At 72.3% G+C, this 14647-nt stretch carries 13 protein-coding genes; 7 read left to right on the top strand and 6 right to left on the bottom strand.

Annotated features, from left to right (window positions below; all coding sequences use genetic code 11):
* Window positions 1-12 precede the first annotated feature (12 nt).
* The gene (locus ACFUJ1_RS17085; RefSeq protein ID WP_378646595.1) at window positions 13-1485 is read left to right on the top strand and encodes a CCA tRNA nucleotidyltransferase; all 1473 of its coding nucleotides are present in this window, start codon (window positions 13-15) and stop codon (window positions 1483-1485) included.
* Here ACFUJ1_RS17085 and ACFUJ1_RS17080 read toward each other — a convergent pair whose 3' ends face one another.
* Window positions 1486-2316, bottom strand: a complete 831-nt coding sequence (locus ACFUJ1_RS17080; RefSeq protein ID WP_378646593.1) for a hypothetical protein — start codon at window positions 2314-2316, stop codon at window positions 1486-1488.
* Window positions 2317-2452: 136 nt separating this feature from the next.
* Between ACFUJ1_RS17080 and ACFUJ1_RS17075 the strand changes: the two genes are divergently transcribed.
* The gene (locus ACFUJ1_RS17075) at window positions 2453-4009 is read left to right on the top strand and encodes a 5-oxoprolinase/urea amidolyase family protein (protein WP_378646591.1); all 1557 of its coding nucleotides are present in this window, start codon (window positions 2453-2455) and stop codon (window positions 4007-4009) included.
* Between the two features lies 1 nt (window position 4010).
* On the opposite strand, the gene ACFUJ1_RS17070 is transcribed toward ACFUJ1_RS17075, so the two are convergent.
* Window positions 4011-5582 carry a DUF4185 domain-containing protein gene (locus ACFUJ1_RS17070; protein WP_378646589.1) on the bottom strand — a complete coding sequence of 524 codons (1572 nt, stop codon included), beginning with the start codon at window positions 5580-5582 and terminating at the stop codon, window positions 4011-4013.
* A gap of 167 nt (window positions 5583-5749) precedes the next feature.
* Here ACFUJ1_RS17070 and ACFUJ1_RS17065 point away from each other — a divergent pair, with 167 nt between their 5' ends.
* Entirely contained in the window at window positions 5750-6313 is a 564-nt protein-coding gene (locus ACFUJ1_RS17065; RefSeq protein WP_378646587.1) for a hypothetical protein, read from the top strand.
* Window positions 6314-6394: 81 nt separating this feature from the next.
* On the opposite strand, the gene ACFUJ1_RS17060 is transcribed toward ACFUJ1_RS17065, so the two are convergent.
* On the bottom strand, window positions 6395-7792 hold the full coding sequence (locus ACFUJ1_RS17060) for a hypothetical protein (protein ID WP_378646582.1): 1398 nt from the start codon (window positions 7790-7792) through the stop codon (window positions 6395-6397).
* Between the two features lie 35 nt (window positions 7793-7827).
* Entirely contained in the window at window positions 7828-8298 is a 471-nt protein-coding gene (locus ACFUJ1_RS17055; RefSeq protein WP_378646580.1) for an NUDIX domain-containing protein, read from the bottom strand.
* Window positions 8299-8541: 243 nt separating this feature from the next.
* On the opposite strand from ACFUJ1_RS17055, the gene ACFUJ1_RS17050 reads away from it, so the two are divergent.
* From ACFUJ1_RS17050 to ACFUJ1_RS17040, 3 genes are all read left to right on the top strand, one after another.
* The gene (locus tag ACFUJ1_RS17050; RefSeq protein WP_378646578.1) at window positions 8542-9315 is read left to right on the top strand and encodes a pirin family protein; all 774 of its coding nucleotides are present in this window, start codon (window positions 8542-8544) and stop codon (window positions 9313-9315) included.
* 124 nt (window positions 9316-9439) lie between these two features.
* Entirely contained in the window at window positions 9440-9913 is a 474-nt protein-coding gene (locus ACFUJ1_RS17045) for a DUF4190 domain-containing protein (RefSeq protein WP_378646576.1), read from the top strand.
* Between the two features lie 39 nt (window positions 9914-9952).
* Window positions 9953-11974 carry a M13 family metallopeptidase gene (locus tag ACFUJ1_RS17040; protein ID WP_378646574.1) on the top strand — a complete coding sequence of 674 codons (2022 nt, stop codon included), beginning with the start codon at window positions 9953-9955 and terminating at the stop codon, window positions 11972-11974.
* 60 nt (window positions 11975-12034) lie between these two features.
* Here ACFUJ1_RS17040 and ACFUJ1_RS17035 read toward each other — a convergent pair whose 3' ends face one another.
* Together ACFUJ1_RS17035 and ACFUJ1_RS17030 are read right to left on the bottom strand one after the other, a co-directional pair.
* Window positions 12035-12916 (bottom strand): Ig-like domain-containing protein, encoded by an 882-nt coding sequence (locus ACFUJ1_RS17035; protein ID WP_378646572.1) that lies wholly within the window; start codon window positions 12914-12916, stop codon window positions 12035-12037.
* A gap of 344 nt (window positions 12917-13260) precedes the next feature.
* The gene (locus ACFUJ1_RS17030) at window positions 13261-13797 is read right to left on the bottom strand and encodes a DUF6764 family protein (protein ID WP_378646571.1); all 537 of its coding nucleotides are present in this window, start codon (window positions 13795-13797) and stop codon (window positions 13261-13263) included.
* Between the two features lie 177 nt (window positions 13798-13974).
* Between ACFUJ1_RS17030 and ACFUJ1_RS17025 the strand changes: the two genes are divergently transcribed.
* A complete protein-coding gene (locus ACFUJ1_RS17025; protein WP_378646570.1) occupies window positions 13975-14592 on the top strand; it encodes a hypothetical protein in 618 nt (205 codons plus the stop codon).
* Window positions 14593-14647 lie beyond the last annotated feature (55 nt).

Genomic DNA, 14647 nt, shown 5'->3' with positions numbered 1-14647 from the left:
AGCTGCTGACTCGTGGTTTCTCCGAAGTCCGACAGCCCGGCCGCCGCCGACCGGGACCGCCGAACCAGGCTGCTCGCCGCCGCTGCGGTGACGCTCGGCGCGCTCAGCCCGGTGCTGACCCCGCTCGGCGCGCTCTTCGCGGCCGGCGGCCACCGGCTCTACCTGGTCGGCGGCAGCGTGCGGGACGCGGTGCTCGGCAGGCTCGGCACCGACCTGGACTTCACCACCGACGCCCGCCCGGAGCAGGTGCAGGAGCTGCTGCGCGGCTGGGCCGACCACCTCTGGGACACCGGCGGCCTCGCCTTCGGAACGGTGAGCGCGGCCAAGGGCGACCAGCAGCTGGAGATCACCACCTTCCGCAGCGACAGCTACGACCGGGTCTCGCGCAACCCCGAGGTCACCTTCGGGGACACGCTCGAGGGCGACCTGGTGCGCCGCGACTTCACCGTGAACGCCATGGCGGTGCGGATCGCAGGCGACGGCTCGATGGAGTTCGCCGACCCGCTGGACGGCATGACCGCGCTGCTGGCGGGCGTGCTCGACACCCCGGCCGCGCCGGAGGACTCCTTCGACGACGACCCGCTGCGCATGCTGCGCGCCGCGCGCTTCGTCTCCCAGCTCGGCTTCACGGTGGCGCCGCGGGTGCGCACCGCGATGACCGCCATGGCCGGTGCGATCGACCGGATCACCGCCGAGCGGGTCCGCACCGAGCTGGACAAGCTGATCTGCGGCGCGAACCCGCTCGACGGCATCGACCTCATGTGCGAGACCGGGCTCGCGGAGCGGGTGCTGCCCGAGGTGCCCGCCATGAAGCTGGAGATCGACGAGCACCACCAGCACAAGGACGTCTACTGGCACTCGCTCACCGTGCTGCGCCAGGCCGTCGACCTGGAGGAGGGCGACCCGGACCCGGTGCTGCGCTGGGCCGCGCTGCTGCACGACATCGGCAAGCCGGAGACCAAGCGCAACGAGCCGGGCGGCGGCGTCAGCTTCCACCACCACGAGGTGGTCGGCGCCAAGCTGGTGCGCAAGCGGATGAAGGCGCTGAAGTACCCGAAGCAGTTCACCGAGGAGGTGGCGCGGCTGGTCTATCTGCACCTGCGCTTCCACGGGTACGGCAAGGGGCAGTGGACCGACTCCGCGGTGCGGCGCTACGTCACCGACGCCGACGATCTGCTGCCCCGGCTGCACAAGCTGGTCCGCGCCGACTGCACCACCAGGAACAAGCGCAGGGCCGCCGCGCTGCAGGCCACCTACGACGAGCTGGAGCGGCGCATCGCCGCGCTGCGCGAGCAGGAGGACCTCGCCAGGGTGCGGCCCGACCTGGACGGCAACGCCATCATGGAGCTGCTCGACCTGGCTCCCGGCCCGGACGTCGGTAGGGCGTGGCGCTTCCTGAAGGAGCTGCGGCTCGACCGCGGTCCGCTGGACCGGGACGAGGCCGAGGCCGCGCTCGTCGCCTGGTGGAAGGGGCAGAAAGCCTGATCAGAAGAGGATCAGCGCCGTCCCGGTGACGATGGCCGAGCGCATCTCCGCCAGGTCGAAGGAGGCGCTCACCGCGGGCACCTCGGCCCGGAAGTGCACCAGCTCGCCGTCGCGCGTTCCCTGCGTGACGCGGGCGTCGAAGGGGAGCTCGGCCAGCGGAACCGTGCTGGTGCCGAGCATCCGGCGCGGGACAGGGAGCCCGGACCAGCGCGCCTTCAGCACCTCGATGGTGAGCGCGCCGTCGCGGATCTCGGCGTCCACCCACGCGGTGATCCGGCGGCGCCGGTGCGTCGCCCGGATCCGGCCGTCCGGCTCGACCGCCAGCGACCACTCCAGCTGCCTGGTGCCGAGCCACTCCAGCAGCGCGGCGGTGGTGACGGTGCCGGCCACCTCCACCCGGGCGGCGCGCACCCGGGTCGGGACGCCGGGGACCAGCCGGACGCCGTGCGCGATCACGGTGACCGTCTCGATCGGGTGCCCGTCCCAGCGCAGCCCGGCGAGCACCGTCTTGGTCTGGAAGTGCGCCCCCATCCGGCGCACCTTGAGCACCTCGAGGGTGGCGTGCAGCTCGTGGCCGAGCACGGTGGCGTCGATCGCGCGGCCGCCGAAGCGGCTCAGGATGCCCTCGCTCAGCAGCGTCATCAGCACGTCGGGGAGCAGCGCGGTGACGGTGCCCGCGCCGAGATCGGCGACCGGGTCGACCCAGGCCGTCGTCGCCGCCACCCACTGGGTGGCCCAGGACTGGTCGAGCAGCTTCTTGCCCACGTCCATGGCGCGCAGCGGCGACCAGAGCGGAGGCACCGACCAGGATCTCGGATCGAATGTGGCCATGACCGATCCGAGCGTAGCCGCGCGACGTGAACGGGGGTATACCGCAGTGGCTTCGGGCACATGCCCGATCCGGCGCGGTGCCGCGGCCCCGGCTGCGATCCTGGACACTCCCCGCCTGCCATCGAGGAGGAGCGCCATGACTCGGGAACCGGCCTTCGACATCCGCCCGGCGGGCGAGACCGCGCTGCTGCTCACGCTCGCCGCGGGCGCCGACCCGATCGCGCTCGCCGAACACCTGGCCGCCCGCGCGGTGCCCGGCGTGCTCGAGCTCGTGCCCGCCGCCGAGACCGTGCTCGTCCTCGTGCGCTCGGCCGCGGCGCTGGAGCGGGTGGCAGGCGCGCTCGCCCGGATCGCAGCCGAACCGGGAGCTCATGTTTCCCGTGAAACGGCGCGCTCCGCCGATCCGCTCGAGGTGCCGGTGCGCTACGACGGCGCCGACCTGGACGCCGTCGCCGCCCACCTCGGGCTGACCACCGCCGAGGTGATCGCCGCGCACACCGGGGTGCTCTGGCAGTGCGCCTTCGTCGGGTTCGCGCCGGGGTTCGGGTACCTGCGCGCGCCGGACGGCAGGCTCGCCGTCCCCCGCCGGGACCGCCCGCGCACCGCCATCCCGGCGGGGTCGGTGGCGCTGGCGGGCGGGTACAGCGCCGTCTATCCGCGGGCGACGCCGGGCGGCTGGCAGCTCATCGGAAGTACCGACCTGGCGTTGTGGGATCTGGGCCGCGAGCCACCCGCGCTCGTCCACCCGGGCGCCACCGTTCGCTTTGTCGCAACGCGCGCCGCAACGCGCGTTGCGGATACCGGCGAACCCGCAACCGCCGTGGTGGACGACCCCGCTGTGCTGGTCGAACGGGTCGGCCCCGCGGTCACCGTGCAGGATCTCGGCCGACCGGGGTGGACCGATTCCGGGGTCGGGCACTCCGGCGCGGCCGACCCGGCGGCGCTCGCGCTGGCCAACCGGCTCGTCGGCAATCCGGAGGCGGCCGCGGCGCTGGAGGTGCTCGTCGGCGGGCTGGTGCTGCGCGCTCGCCGCCGGATCACCGTCGCCGTCACCGGGGCGCCGCTGCCCGCGACCGTGGACGGGGTGCCGGTGGGGCACGCGAGCGTGCTGGAGCTGGCGGCGGGGTCGGTGCTCGCGCTCGGCGTGACCGCGGTGGGGTTGCGCGGGTACGTCGCGGTGCGCGGCGGCATCGAGGTGCCCGCGGTGCTCGGCTCGCGCAGCCGGGACACCCTGGCCGGGATCGGGCCCCGACCGGTGGCCGCGGGCGACGAACTCCCGATCGGGCCGCCGCCGCTGGCGTGGCCGATAGTCGACCAGGCCCCGGTTCCGCCGCTACCCGCCGCGCCGGTCCCGGTGCGGGTGCGGCCGGGGCCGCGTGACGGCTGGTTCGCCGACCCGGCCGCGCTCTTCGCCGGCGAGTGGCGGGTGACCGGCGACGTCGATCGGGTCGGGGTCCGGCTGGAGCGCAGCCGCGGCCCCGCGCTGCGGCGCGCGGTGACCACCGAGCTGCCCACCGAGGGGCTGCCGCTCGGCGCCATCCAGGTGCCGCCCGGCGGCGAGCCGGTGATCATGCTCGCCGATCACCCGGTGACCGGCGGCTACCCGGTGATCGGCGTGGTCGCCGCCGCCGACCTCGGCACCGTCGCCCAGCTGCGGCCGGGCACCGCCCTCCGCTTCCAGCCGCTGAACTGAGTCAGCGCGGCTCGTTCAGCCTGGCGTGCATCAGGTAGACGTTGTAGGTGTCCCAGGCCGAGAGCAGGAAGTACAGGTCTTGCCCGGTGGACCAGGGGTGGATGAAGCCGCCGTAGGTCTTGGGGTAGTCGGCGGTGGAGACCAGCGGCACCGCGTCGCTCCAGACGCCCTGCGGCTCCGCGGCGGTGCGCAGCACGATGGCGCCGGTCATCGAGTCCAGGTAGGTCATCTGCCACTGGCCGGAGGCGGCGTCGTGGCGCACCGAGAGCTCGCTGGCCATCCCGAGGAAGAGCGGCGTCGCCCGATTCTCCGCGGCCGGGGCCCAGCTGCCGTTCACCCAGTACTGGTAGGCGGATTTGTTCGCCACGTCGGCCTGCGCCACCCGGGCCAGCCCGGCCACGCCGATCCGGCCGTTGGGGGTGCCGAACATGTAGACGTAGTCGTCGTGCGGCACCATCGCCGCCACCTGGAACCGGCCGAGCCCGAAGAGGTTCTCCCACTTCGCGTGCTGATCCTTGGTCCAGGTGCGGCCGCCGTCGTCGGACCAGGCCAGCCCGCCGTGGTTGGTCCACCAGAGCCCCGGAATGCGATCCCACCGGTTCACCGACATGTAGCTGAGGTACTGCCGGTCGCCGAGCGCGAACCCGGAGGTCGGGATGGTGGTCGTCTCCCAGTTCTTGATCTTGCGGCTGCCGAGCACCTCGGCCGCGTGACACGGGCTGTCCTGCACCATGGTGTCGATGGTCATGCCGTCGGCCAGGTCGCGGTCGGTGCTGAAGCCGAGCACGTTGCTGCGCCAGTCCTCGTCCGGCGTGCCGACGCCGCCGGGGCCCCAGCCTTCGCCGAAGGTGTCGCCGAAGACGACGGCCACCTCGCCCGGCTTGCTCTCGTAGACGAATCCGAGGTCGGTGCCATCCACCGACCAGCGCATATCGGTGCGGTTCTGCGAGCCGGGGCCGGTCACCTGCCCGACCACCGAGACCTCGGCCACCGAGCGTGCGGCGACCGGTTTCGCGACCGGGCCCGGCTCGACGGGGTTCACCACCGGCGGCGGGGCGGGCTGCGGTTCGGGGCCGGGGCCGCCGGGCACCGGGATCGGAATGGGCTCGACCTCCGGTTTGATCACGACCCGGGGCAGCTTGACCGGCTCACCGGATCCGGAACCACCGGAACCCGTTCCGCTGGAACCGGCGCTGCCCGACGCGGAGCCGGAGTCCGGCGCGGCGCCCGGCTTCTGCTCCGGGGCGGCGCCGGGGTGCGGGTCGGGGTCGGTGCCGGTGGACGGCTCCTCCGGCCGCACCGAATCGCGGACGTCCGGGCACGGGTTGTGGCACGGGTCGGCAGGCAGCGGGGGCTGGGCGACGCGGGTGTCGTTCTGCGGCGGGTCCGGCACCGGGACGGGGGTGATCTCCGGCCAGATCACCGGAATCTCGATGACCTCGGGGATCTGGATCAGCGGGGCGGGCGGGCCGTTCGGGTCGGGGGCGCGGAGCAGCGGGTGGAACCCGGTCTCGCCGCAGCTGTTCACCGGCGGCGGCGCCCAGGGATGCGGCGCGGCCTGCGCGTTCGGCATGCCGAAGGCTCCGGCCAGTACTAGCGCGGACATTAGCGGTGCGCGCTTTCCGGCACGACCCATCTGCGGTGCACTCCTGTCGTCGAGCGGGATTTCGCGGACGTGGAACGGCCGAGCAGGCACAACCTACCCGGAACCGGCGCCCGGCGTGCCGCGTCCAAGCCGGTATGAGCGAGATCGAGTACGTCTTCGGCACCGGCGACGGTGTGCTGCACGGCTGGTCGAGCCCGGCCGATCTGGCGCTCGGCGGGGCACTCGACGCGGTGCGGCTGGATTTCGACGGGGACGGGCTGCTGGACGACGCGCTCTGGGATGCCGATCGGGACGGTATCGCCGAGCTGTCCGCGCTCGATCTCACCGACGACGGGGTGCTCGACCACTTCTATACCGATCCGACCGGGCTCGGTACCTGGAATCACCAGGTCACCGGGGTGCCGGAGGATGCGGCGGCCGAGCCGCTCGGGTGGACGGTCCGGGGCGAGGGGCAGGGCGCGTCGCTCCGGATCGGACCGGACGGCCGGGCCGGGCCGCCCGAGCTCGAGCCGGAGGACAGGGCCGCGACGGATGGCCGGGCTACCGCAGCCGCGCCTGCGCCGGATATCTCCTGGCCGGTCGGCCCGTGTCTGCTCGCACCGCAGCCCGGTACGGACCCGCCGCCGCGCTCCCTCGCACCCTCGCAGCTCTCGCGTCCGCTCCCTGAGTTCCCGCACTCGGTCCCGGTCGGACCGTGAGATCGCGCCGACGACGCCGAGCCCGCTCGGGGCATCCGGTTCGGGTGGCGCGTTGGTCGCCCGAACCGGAGGCGAACCCGTTCACCCGCAGGGAACGCGCACCTCGGCCCGCGCCCGGCGGCCGGTGAGCAGGACGGCGGCGATCCCGGCCAGGTAGCAGCCTGCGCCCGCCAGCACGACGGGGAGGGAGCGCCCGTCGGCGGGCACCACCGTGGCGGTCGCGGCCAGCGCCAGCACGAAGGTGATGTTGAAGACGGTGTCCTGCAGGGCGAAGACCTGCCCGCGGTGCGTGTCATCGATATCCAGCTGCATGGTGGCATCGCCGGTGAGTTTGATCGTCTGCCCGGCCAGGCCGAGCAGGAAGGCGCCCGCCAGCAGCAGGTACTGGGCGCGCTGCGCGGCGGGCCCCGCCGCGGCGACCGCGATCGGCGTCACCAGGGTCAGCTGCACCACGGTCGCCAGCACCAGCCCGGCCAGCACCGTGCGCGGACGGCCGAGCCGCGGAATCAGCAGCGGGGTGAGCACCGCGGCGAGCAGCATGCCCGCCGCCGTGACGCCGATCGCCACCCCGAAGCCGAGCAGCCCGGAGCCGACGCCCGCCTCCCCCGAGTCGGGGCGGCGCAGTACCAGCACCATGACCAGCGTGTTCATCCCGAAGACGACGCGGTGCGCGCCGATCCCGAACATCGCGGTGGTGACCTCCGGCGAGCGCCACACCGCGACCGCCCCAGTGCGCAGCCCTGCCGCCACCGCCAGCAGATCGGCCCGCACCGCCCGCCGCCGGTCACCCGCACCAACGTCGGCACCGCGCCCCGGCCCGGAATCGGGCCCGAACTCCGCCCCTGGCCCGAGCCGGCCCGGCGGGAACCCGGCGACCAGCAGCGCGCCGAGCAGCGGCCCGCTCCCGGCCACCGCCACCGCGATCGCCGACGCACTGTCCCCCGACCCGAACGCGCCGATCACCCCGACTGCCACGGCGGCACCGCCCGCCGCACACCCGGACGCCACCGTGGCCAGCACCGAGTTCATCGGCACCAGCAGCCGCGCGGGCAGCACGAGGGGCAGCGCCGCGGAGACCCCGGCGGAGACGAACCGGCTGATCCCGACCACCGCGAGCGCGCCGATCAACAGCAGCTGCGACGAGGCCCCGCCGAGCAGGCTGACGCTCACCGCGACGATGAGCAGCAGCCGCAGCAGGCTCGCGCCGAGCAACACCCTGCGCCGATCCCAGCGGTCCAGCAAAGCCCCCGCATAGGGCCCGATCAGCGAGTACGGCAGCAGCAGCACCGCGAAACCCGCGGCGATGGCCGCCGGATCGGTCTCCCGCTCCGGGTTGAAGAGAATCGCGCCGGAGAGCGCGGCCTGGAACACCCCGTCGCCGAACTGCGCCGCGAACCGGACCAGCGACAGCCGCAGCGCCGCGGGGTGCGCGCGGACCGCCTCCACACCCGAACCCCACCGCTCCCGCACACCGGTCACGGGGTGAGGCTACCGGTCACGGGCGATGGCACCGGTCACGAGGCACGCGGCTCCTCGACGAGGGCCCGCACCGCCTCGCGGACGTCCTCCGCCATCGGCAGCCCGGAGAGCGATTCCGCGTCGATCCAGGCGTGGTCGTCGTGTTCGCCGGGGGCGAGCGACACCTCACCCGGCTCGGTTTCCACCAGGAATCCGAATTTCCGCACCCGCGCCCGGCGCCTGGTCGCGTAGTCGGTGGCGCCGAGGTATTCGGTGATCCGGCGCAGTCGCAGCCCGGATTCCTCCAGCAGTTCCCTGGCTACCGATTGCGCGAATGTCTCGCCGGATTCCACCCCGCCGCCGGGCAGCTCGTACAAACCGCCGCGATAGTCGCCGGGCACCCGCCGGACCACCAGCAGTTTGTGTTCGCGGAACACCGCCACGCCGACCACGAAATCCGAAATTCCGTCACGCGCGGCGGTACCCCGGAGTTCGCGCTCCAGCCGTTCGAGCACATCGGGTCGCATGGCCCGCCACCTCCGCTCACGTTGTGCCGCTCGGCATCCCGCCCTCGGCCCAGCCGTTCCCCCGCACCGGTTCGTCCACTCTGCCGTATAGCGGCGGCATCGGGCGAATCGCGCCGGTTCGTCACGGTCCGTTCATGCGGCGGTCGTCCGCGTAAAGTCCGATGCGCCGGACTTTTCACGAGGAATTCGGGGAACCGCGACCACCGGTGCTCCTAACCTGAAGAAAGACCGAGAGGAGGGCGGGTGTCAACGCTCACCACACCACACATCGACATCCATCGGGCCGGCGACCGAATGAAGACCCGAATCGCCTGGCTGGATTCCAAGCATTCCTTCTCCTTCGGCCCGCACTACGACCCGGAGAACACGCACCACGGGCTGCTGCTGGTGAACAACGACGACGTGGTCGCGCCCGGCCAGGGTTTCGAGACGCACCCGCACCGGGACATGGAGATCGTCACCTGGGTGCTGGAGGGCAGCCTGGTGCACCAGGACTCGCTCGGCCACAGCGGCGTCGTCTACCCGGGGCTGGCCCAGCGCATGAGCGCGGGCACCGGCATCCTGCACTCCGAGAAGAACGACTCCTGGCGCGCCGACCCGCGCTTCACCGCGCACGACGAACCGGTGCGCTTCGTGCAGATGTGGGTGGTGCCGGACGAGCCCGGGCTCACCCCCGGCTACCAGCAGCGCGAGATCGACGACGAGCTGGCCCGGGGCGGGCTGATCACGGTCGCCTCCGGCATGCCGAGGCACCGCGAGCACGCCGCTATCGCGCTGAACAGCTCGCACGCCGCGCTGCACGTGGCGCGGCTGGCGCCGGAGCAGACGGTGGAGCTGCCCACCGCGCTGTACCTGCACGTCTTCGTCGCGCGCGGCGAGGTGACGATGGAGGGCGCAGGCCCGCTGGACGAGGGCGACGCGGTGCGCGCCACCCGCACCGGCGGCCAGCGGATCACCGCGCTGCGCCCGTCCGAGGTGCTGATCTGGGAGATGCACGCGCGGCTCGGCGCGGACTGAGCGTCGCCTGCCGGACATCTTTTCCCGGCATCATTAACATCCGATCAGCACCGGTGCGATTCCCCGGCGAGCGCATGCCGCACCGCACCGGTCCGGCGCACGGCACCCGACCGAGAGGACAGCCATGTCGCACTACCCGCCCCCGGGCCAGTACCCGCCGTCCGGGCAGTACCCCCCGCCGCCCGGCCAGCCCGGCTACTGGCAGGAGTCGCCCAAGGGCAAGGGCCTCGCGATCACCGCGCTGGTCCTCGGCATCATCGCGCTGCTCAGCTGCTGGACCCTGGTCGGCGGCATCCTGTTCGGCGTCTTCGCGATAATCTTCGGGCTGATCGCCGGGATCAAGGCGCGGGCGGGCACCGCGGCGGGCGGCGGCATGGCGATCGCGGGCGCGCTGCTCGGCCTGGCAGGCATCGTGATCAGCGTGGTGATCGGGCTGTTCTTCTGGAACATCTTCGAGGACGCAGGCTTCACCGACTTCGTCGACTGCGTCAGCAGCGCGGGCAACGACCAGGCCAAGGTCCAGCAGTGCGAGGACGAGTTCAACCAGAACGTCCAGGACCGGTTCAGCATCACCATCACCCCCGGCCCGACCAACTGACCCCGCCCCGGAAGGCGGGTGCGTCGGCATACTGGAGGTGTGACCTCCGATGAACTCACCCGTCCTTCCGGTATCGATCTCAGCTACCTCGACGAGGGCGTGCGAGCGCAGGACGACCTGTTCACGCACGTCAACGGCAAGTGGCTGGCCGACTACGAAATCCCGGCCGACCGCGCCGTCGACGGCGCCTTCCGCACCCTGTACGACCAGGCCGAGCGGGACGTCAGGGCGATCATCCTGGAGGCCGCCGAGTCCGACGCGCCCGCAGGCAGCGACGCCAGGCGGATCGGCGACCTCTACAGCAGCTTCCTGGACGAGGCCGCGATCGCGGCCGCGGGCGCCGGGCCGATCGCCGACGAACTCGCCGCGGTGGCCGAGGTCGCCGATCGCTCCGCCTTCGCGGCCCTGCTCGGCAGGTTGCAGCGCACCGGGGTGCGCGGCGCGGTCGGCGTCTACGTCGACACCGACGACAAGGATTCCACCCGCTACCTGGTGTACCTGACCCAGTCCGGGATCGGCCTCCCGGACGAGTCGTACTACCGCGGCGACGAGTACGCGAGCATCCGCGAGGAGTACGTCGCGCACATCGGCCGGATCTTCGCGGTCGCCGCCGCCGACGAGCGGGTGCGCCCGCTGCTCCCCGCCGACCTGGACGGCATCGGCACCCGCGTGCTGGAGCTGGAGCGCACCCTCGCCGCTGGCCACTGGGATGTGGTGCGCCGCCGCGACGCCAAGGCGAGCTACAACCCGAGCACCCTCGCCGCGCTCGCCGCCGAGCACCCCGGCTTCGACTGGGCGGCCTGGACCGACGCGCTCGCCGCCGGGCTGGACCGGCCGGGCGCCGAGGTCTTCGCCGAGCTCGTGGTGCGCCAGCCCGGCTACCTCGGCGCCTTCGCCGCCGCCTGGGCCGAGCTGCCGCTCGTGGACTGGCAGGCCTGGGCCGCTTGGCAGGTGCTGCGCGCCCGCGCCGCCTACCTCACCGACGAGCTGGTCGCGGAGAACTTCGCCTTCTACGGCCGCACCCTGACCGGCGCCACCGAGAACCGGGAGCGCTGGAAGCGCGGCGTCGCGCTGGTGCAGGAGCTGCTCGGCGAGGCGGTCGGCAAGCTCTACGTGGCCAGGCACTTCCCGCCGGAGGCGAAGGACCGGATGCTCGAGCTGGTCGGCAACCTGCAGGAGGCGTACCGGCGCAATATCGCCGAGCTGCCCTGGATGAGCCCGGAGACCAGGACCGCGGCGCTGGCCAAGCTGGAGAAGTTCACCCCGAAGATCGGCTACCCGGACAGCTGGCGGGACTACTCGGCCATCGTGATCGACCCGGCCGACCCGGTCGGCAACTACCGCCGCGGTTACGCCGCCGAGTTCGACCGCGACCTCGGCAAGCTGGGCGGCCCGGTCGATCGCGGCGAGTGGTTCATGACCCCGCAGACCGTGAACGCCTACTACAACCCCGGCCTGAACGAGATCGTCTTCCCGGCCGCCATCCTGCAGCCGCCGTTCTTCGACGTGCGCGCCGACGACGCCGCCAACTACGGCGGCATCGGCGCGGTGATCGGCCACGAGATCGGGCACGGCTTCGACGACCAGGGCGCCGAGTACGACGGCGACGGCAACCTGGTCGACTGGTGGAGCGATGCCGACCGCGCCGAGTTCGGCATCCGGACCAAGGCGCTGATCGCGCAGTACGACGTGCTCTCCCCGCAGGCGCTGCCGGACGAGAACACGGTGAACGGCGAGTTCACCATCGGCGAGAACATCGGCGATCTCGGCGGCCTCTCGATCGCCCTGGCCGCCTACCGGATCTCGCTGAACGGGGCCGAGCCGCCGGTGATCGACGGCCTCACCGGGCTGCAGCGGGTCTTCTACGGCTGGGCCCAGGTGTGGCGCACCAAGGCGCGGCCGGAGGAGGCGATCCGCAGGCTCGCGGTCGACCCGCACTCCCCGCCGGAGTTCCGCTGCAATGCCGTCGTCCGCAATATCGACAGCTTCCACGAGGCGTTCGCGGTGCGGCCGGGCGACGGGCTCTACCTGGAGCCCGCCGAGCGCGTGCAGATCTGGTGAGAACGACGAACGCCCCCGGTCGCGAGACCGGGGGCGTTCGCCTGCAGGGGGACGGGCAGATCAGGGGTTCCAGTCGCCGAGGCCGTCGGCGCTGGAGAGGGTGCCGCCGTCGGTGTTCTGCACCACGACGGGATCGCCCTTCGTGGCGTTCTCGAAGAACCACCTGGCGTCCTCGGTGCTGAGGTTCAGGCAGCCGTGGCTCACATTGGCCCGGCCCTGCTGCCCCACCGACCACGGCGCCGCGTGCACGAAGATGCCGCTGTTGGAGATCCGGGTCGCGTACTCGACGTCGAGCTTGTAGCCCTCGGGATCGGTGACCGGCACACCGTAGGTGGAGGAGTCCATGACCATCTTCTGCTGCCGATCGCCCACGTAGTAGATGCCGTTCGGCGTCTCGTGCTTGGGCTTGCCCATGGAGGTCGGCATCTCCCGGATCACCTCGCCGTTGCGCGTGACGGTGAGGGTGTGCGTGTTGTCGTCCGCGGTCGCGATGACGGCATCGCCGATCCGGAAGGCGCTGGTGGTGTCACCCGCCTTCACCGTGACGTCGGTATTGGCGGGCCAGTAGTCGTTCGGCCGCCAGCGCACCTGCTGGTCCGAGCGCCAGTAGAAGTGCCCGGGGGTTTCGGTCGACGCGGTGACCTTGATGGCCCGCTCGGCGGCAGCGCGATCCCCGATCGGCTCCTTGAAGGTGATCGCGATCGGCTGCGCGACCCCGACCGTCTCGCCGTCGGCGATATTGATCGAGGGCGGCGCGAAGTTGGCCTGCGGCTCCGCGGGCGGGAGCACGGCGCCGTTCCCGGAGCCGGTGTCGATCCCGGGGAACAGCGGCTCCGCCTGGGCGGGCGCGGCGATCAGGGCAGAGGCCGCCGCGATCGCCGCCGACAGCAGGATGCCCCGCCGGACCCGGCTCACGGTCCCGCTGCTCAGAGCGACATGCATAGGTTTCTCGTCCATTCCATCTCTGCACGCCCACCGGCGGGGCGCGCGCGTGCGCGGTGACGCCTGCCGGCGGATGAGATTCTTCGGTGACGCGGAGCCCGGTGAAGCGGCCCCGCATTGATGACGACCCGACCCTGGCGTCATTCCTACCGGGCTACCCCGGGTCGGGGCCAGTTCTCCCGGCGAGTCATAGCGCGTAGCCGGAGCGGTGACTCAGGTCACTGTCCGGGATGTGGTGCCGACGGTGTGGAGAAAGGTGCCGCTCATAGCGGTTGCGGATGAGGTGCGTGGTGGTCGCGGACAATCTGGAATCGCCCGCTACCCAAACTTTTCGGTGAGCTAAATCACTCCGAGGCGGGCTGTGCGGACGGTGCGTCCGAGGTGAGCCAGCGCCCGAACGGGGTTGCCAGGCAACCGCGGCCGGTGGCCGCGTCCCAGGCGAGCGCGGCGGTGCCGAGGCAGATCACCTCGCCCGCTTCGGTGCGCACCTGCGCGCGCGAGCCGTCCAGCGCGACGGTGACCGCCAGCGGGCGGGCCGGGTCGGCGGCGGTGATCGTGGTCCTGGCGACGGCGTCGCTGCCGTAGCCGAGCGCGATCGGGATGCCGGTGCTCCCCTCGCTCACCCCGACGCCGCCCGCGGCGCCGATGCCGAGCGCCCGTGCGCCCGCCGCCGCGCTCGCGTAGCCGACGCCGTCCAGCCCGGCGGCGTGCGCCTGCCCGGAGGCGTCCGAGGAGGCGCGGCAGCCCGCCCTCCCCTCGATCAGGGTGACGTCGGCGCCGTTCTCCGAGGCGCAGCGCACCTGTGCGGCGGAGGCTGTTCCCGGCAGCAGGAACGAGGTGCCGACGGCGGCGGAGCAGACGATCGCGCTGATCAGCTTCATGTCGAGTCCCCTTTCGCCCCCGAGTCCACCTTACGCAGCCCCTATCCGCGCGCCTCCACTCGACGCGCTGCCCCGGGATGGTGTAAGCATTGCTTGATATTTCCAGCATCGCTATGCCACTTCGGATTCATACGGGGGTACGAGTTCGGAGCGTTACAGGCTCGGGAGGACTGTTTCGTGTCTCGTCTCGTCGTTCGCCGTGTACTCACGGCCACCTTCGGCGCGGTCGCCGCGCTGACCCTCATCGGGTGTAGCTCCACCGTCACCGGGACGGCGCAGCCCGAGATCGGCAACGGCACCGTCGACGCCGTCTCCACCACGAGCACGCCGAAGCCGTCCGGCAAGCCATCCAGCGGCAAGCCGACCCCGTCGAACAGCAACAATGGCGGCAACATCGATTTCGAGGCATCGGTCGGCGACTGCGTGACGCTCGGCGGCACCATCAACGACGCCACCATCGCCAAGGCGTCCTGCGGCAGCCGCGCCTCCAACTACAAGGTCATCGGGAAGGCGCCGACCAGCACCGGCTGCATCGGCGACCGGGACAACTACTACGCCGAGACCGTCAACAGCGTGCAGACCGGCGCACTCTGCCTCGACATCGACTGGGTGGTCGGCGGCTGCATGGACGTCGGCGGCGACGACCCCAAGCGGATCGACTGCACCGAGTCCGCCATCGAGGGCATCAAGGTCACCAATATCGTGCAGGGCACCGACGACGTGAGCGCCTGCAGCAGCGGCTCCGGGTTCAAGTACTCCGACCGCCGCTTCGTGGTCTGCGTCGAGGACCTGTAGGCGACACGCCGGACCGGAAACAAGAAAGGAGCGGGTGGGCCGGTCGGCCCACCCG

The sequence above is a fragment of the Nocardia sp. NPDC057227 genome (assembly GCF_042669725.1).
Classification (GTDB): Bacteria; Actinomycetota; Actinomycetes; order Mycobacteriales; family Mycobacteriaceae; genus Nocardia; species Nocardia asteroides_A.
Note: the sequence above shows the minus strand (reverse complement) of the source record. Positions and strands in the feature narration are given on the sequence as shown.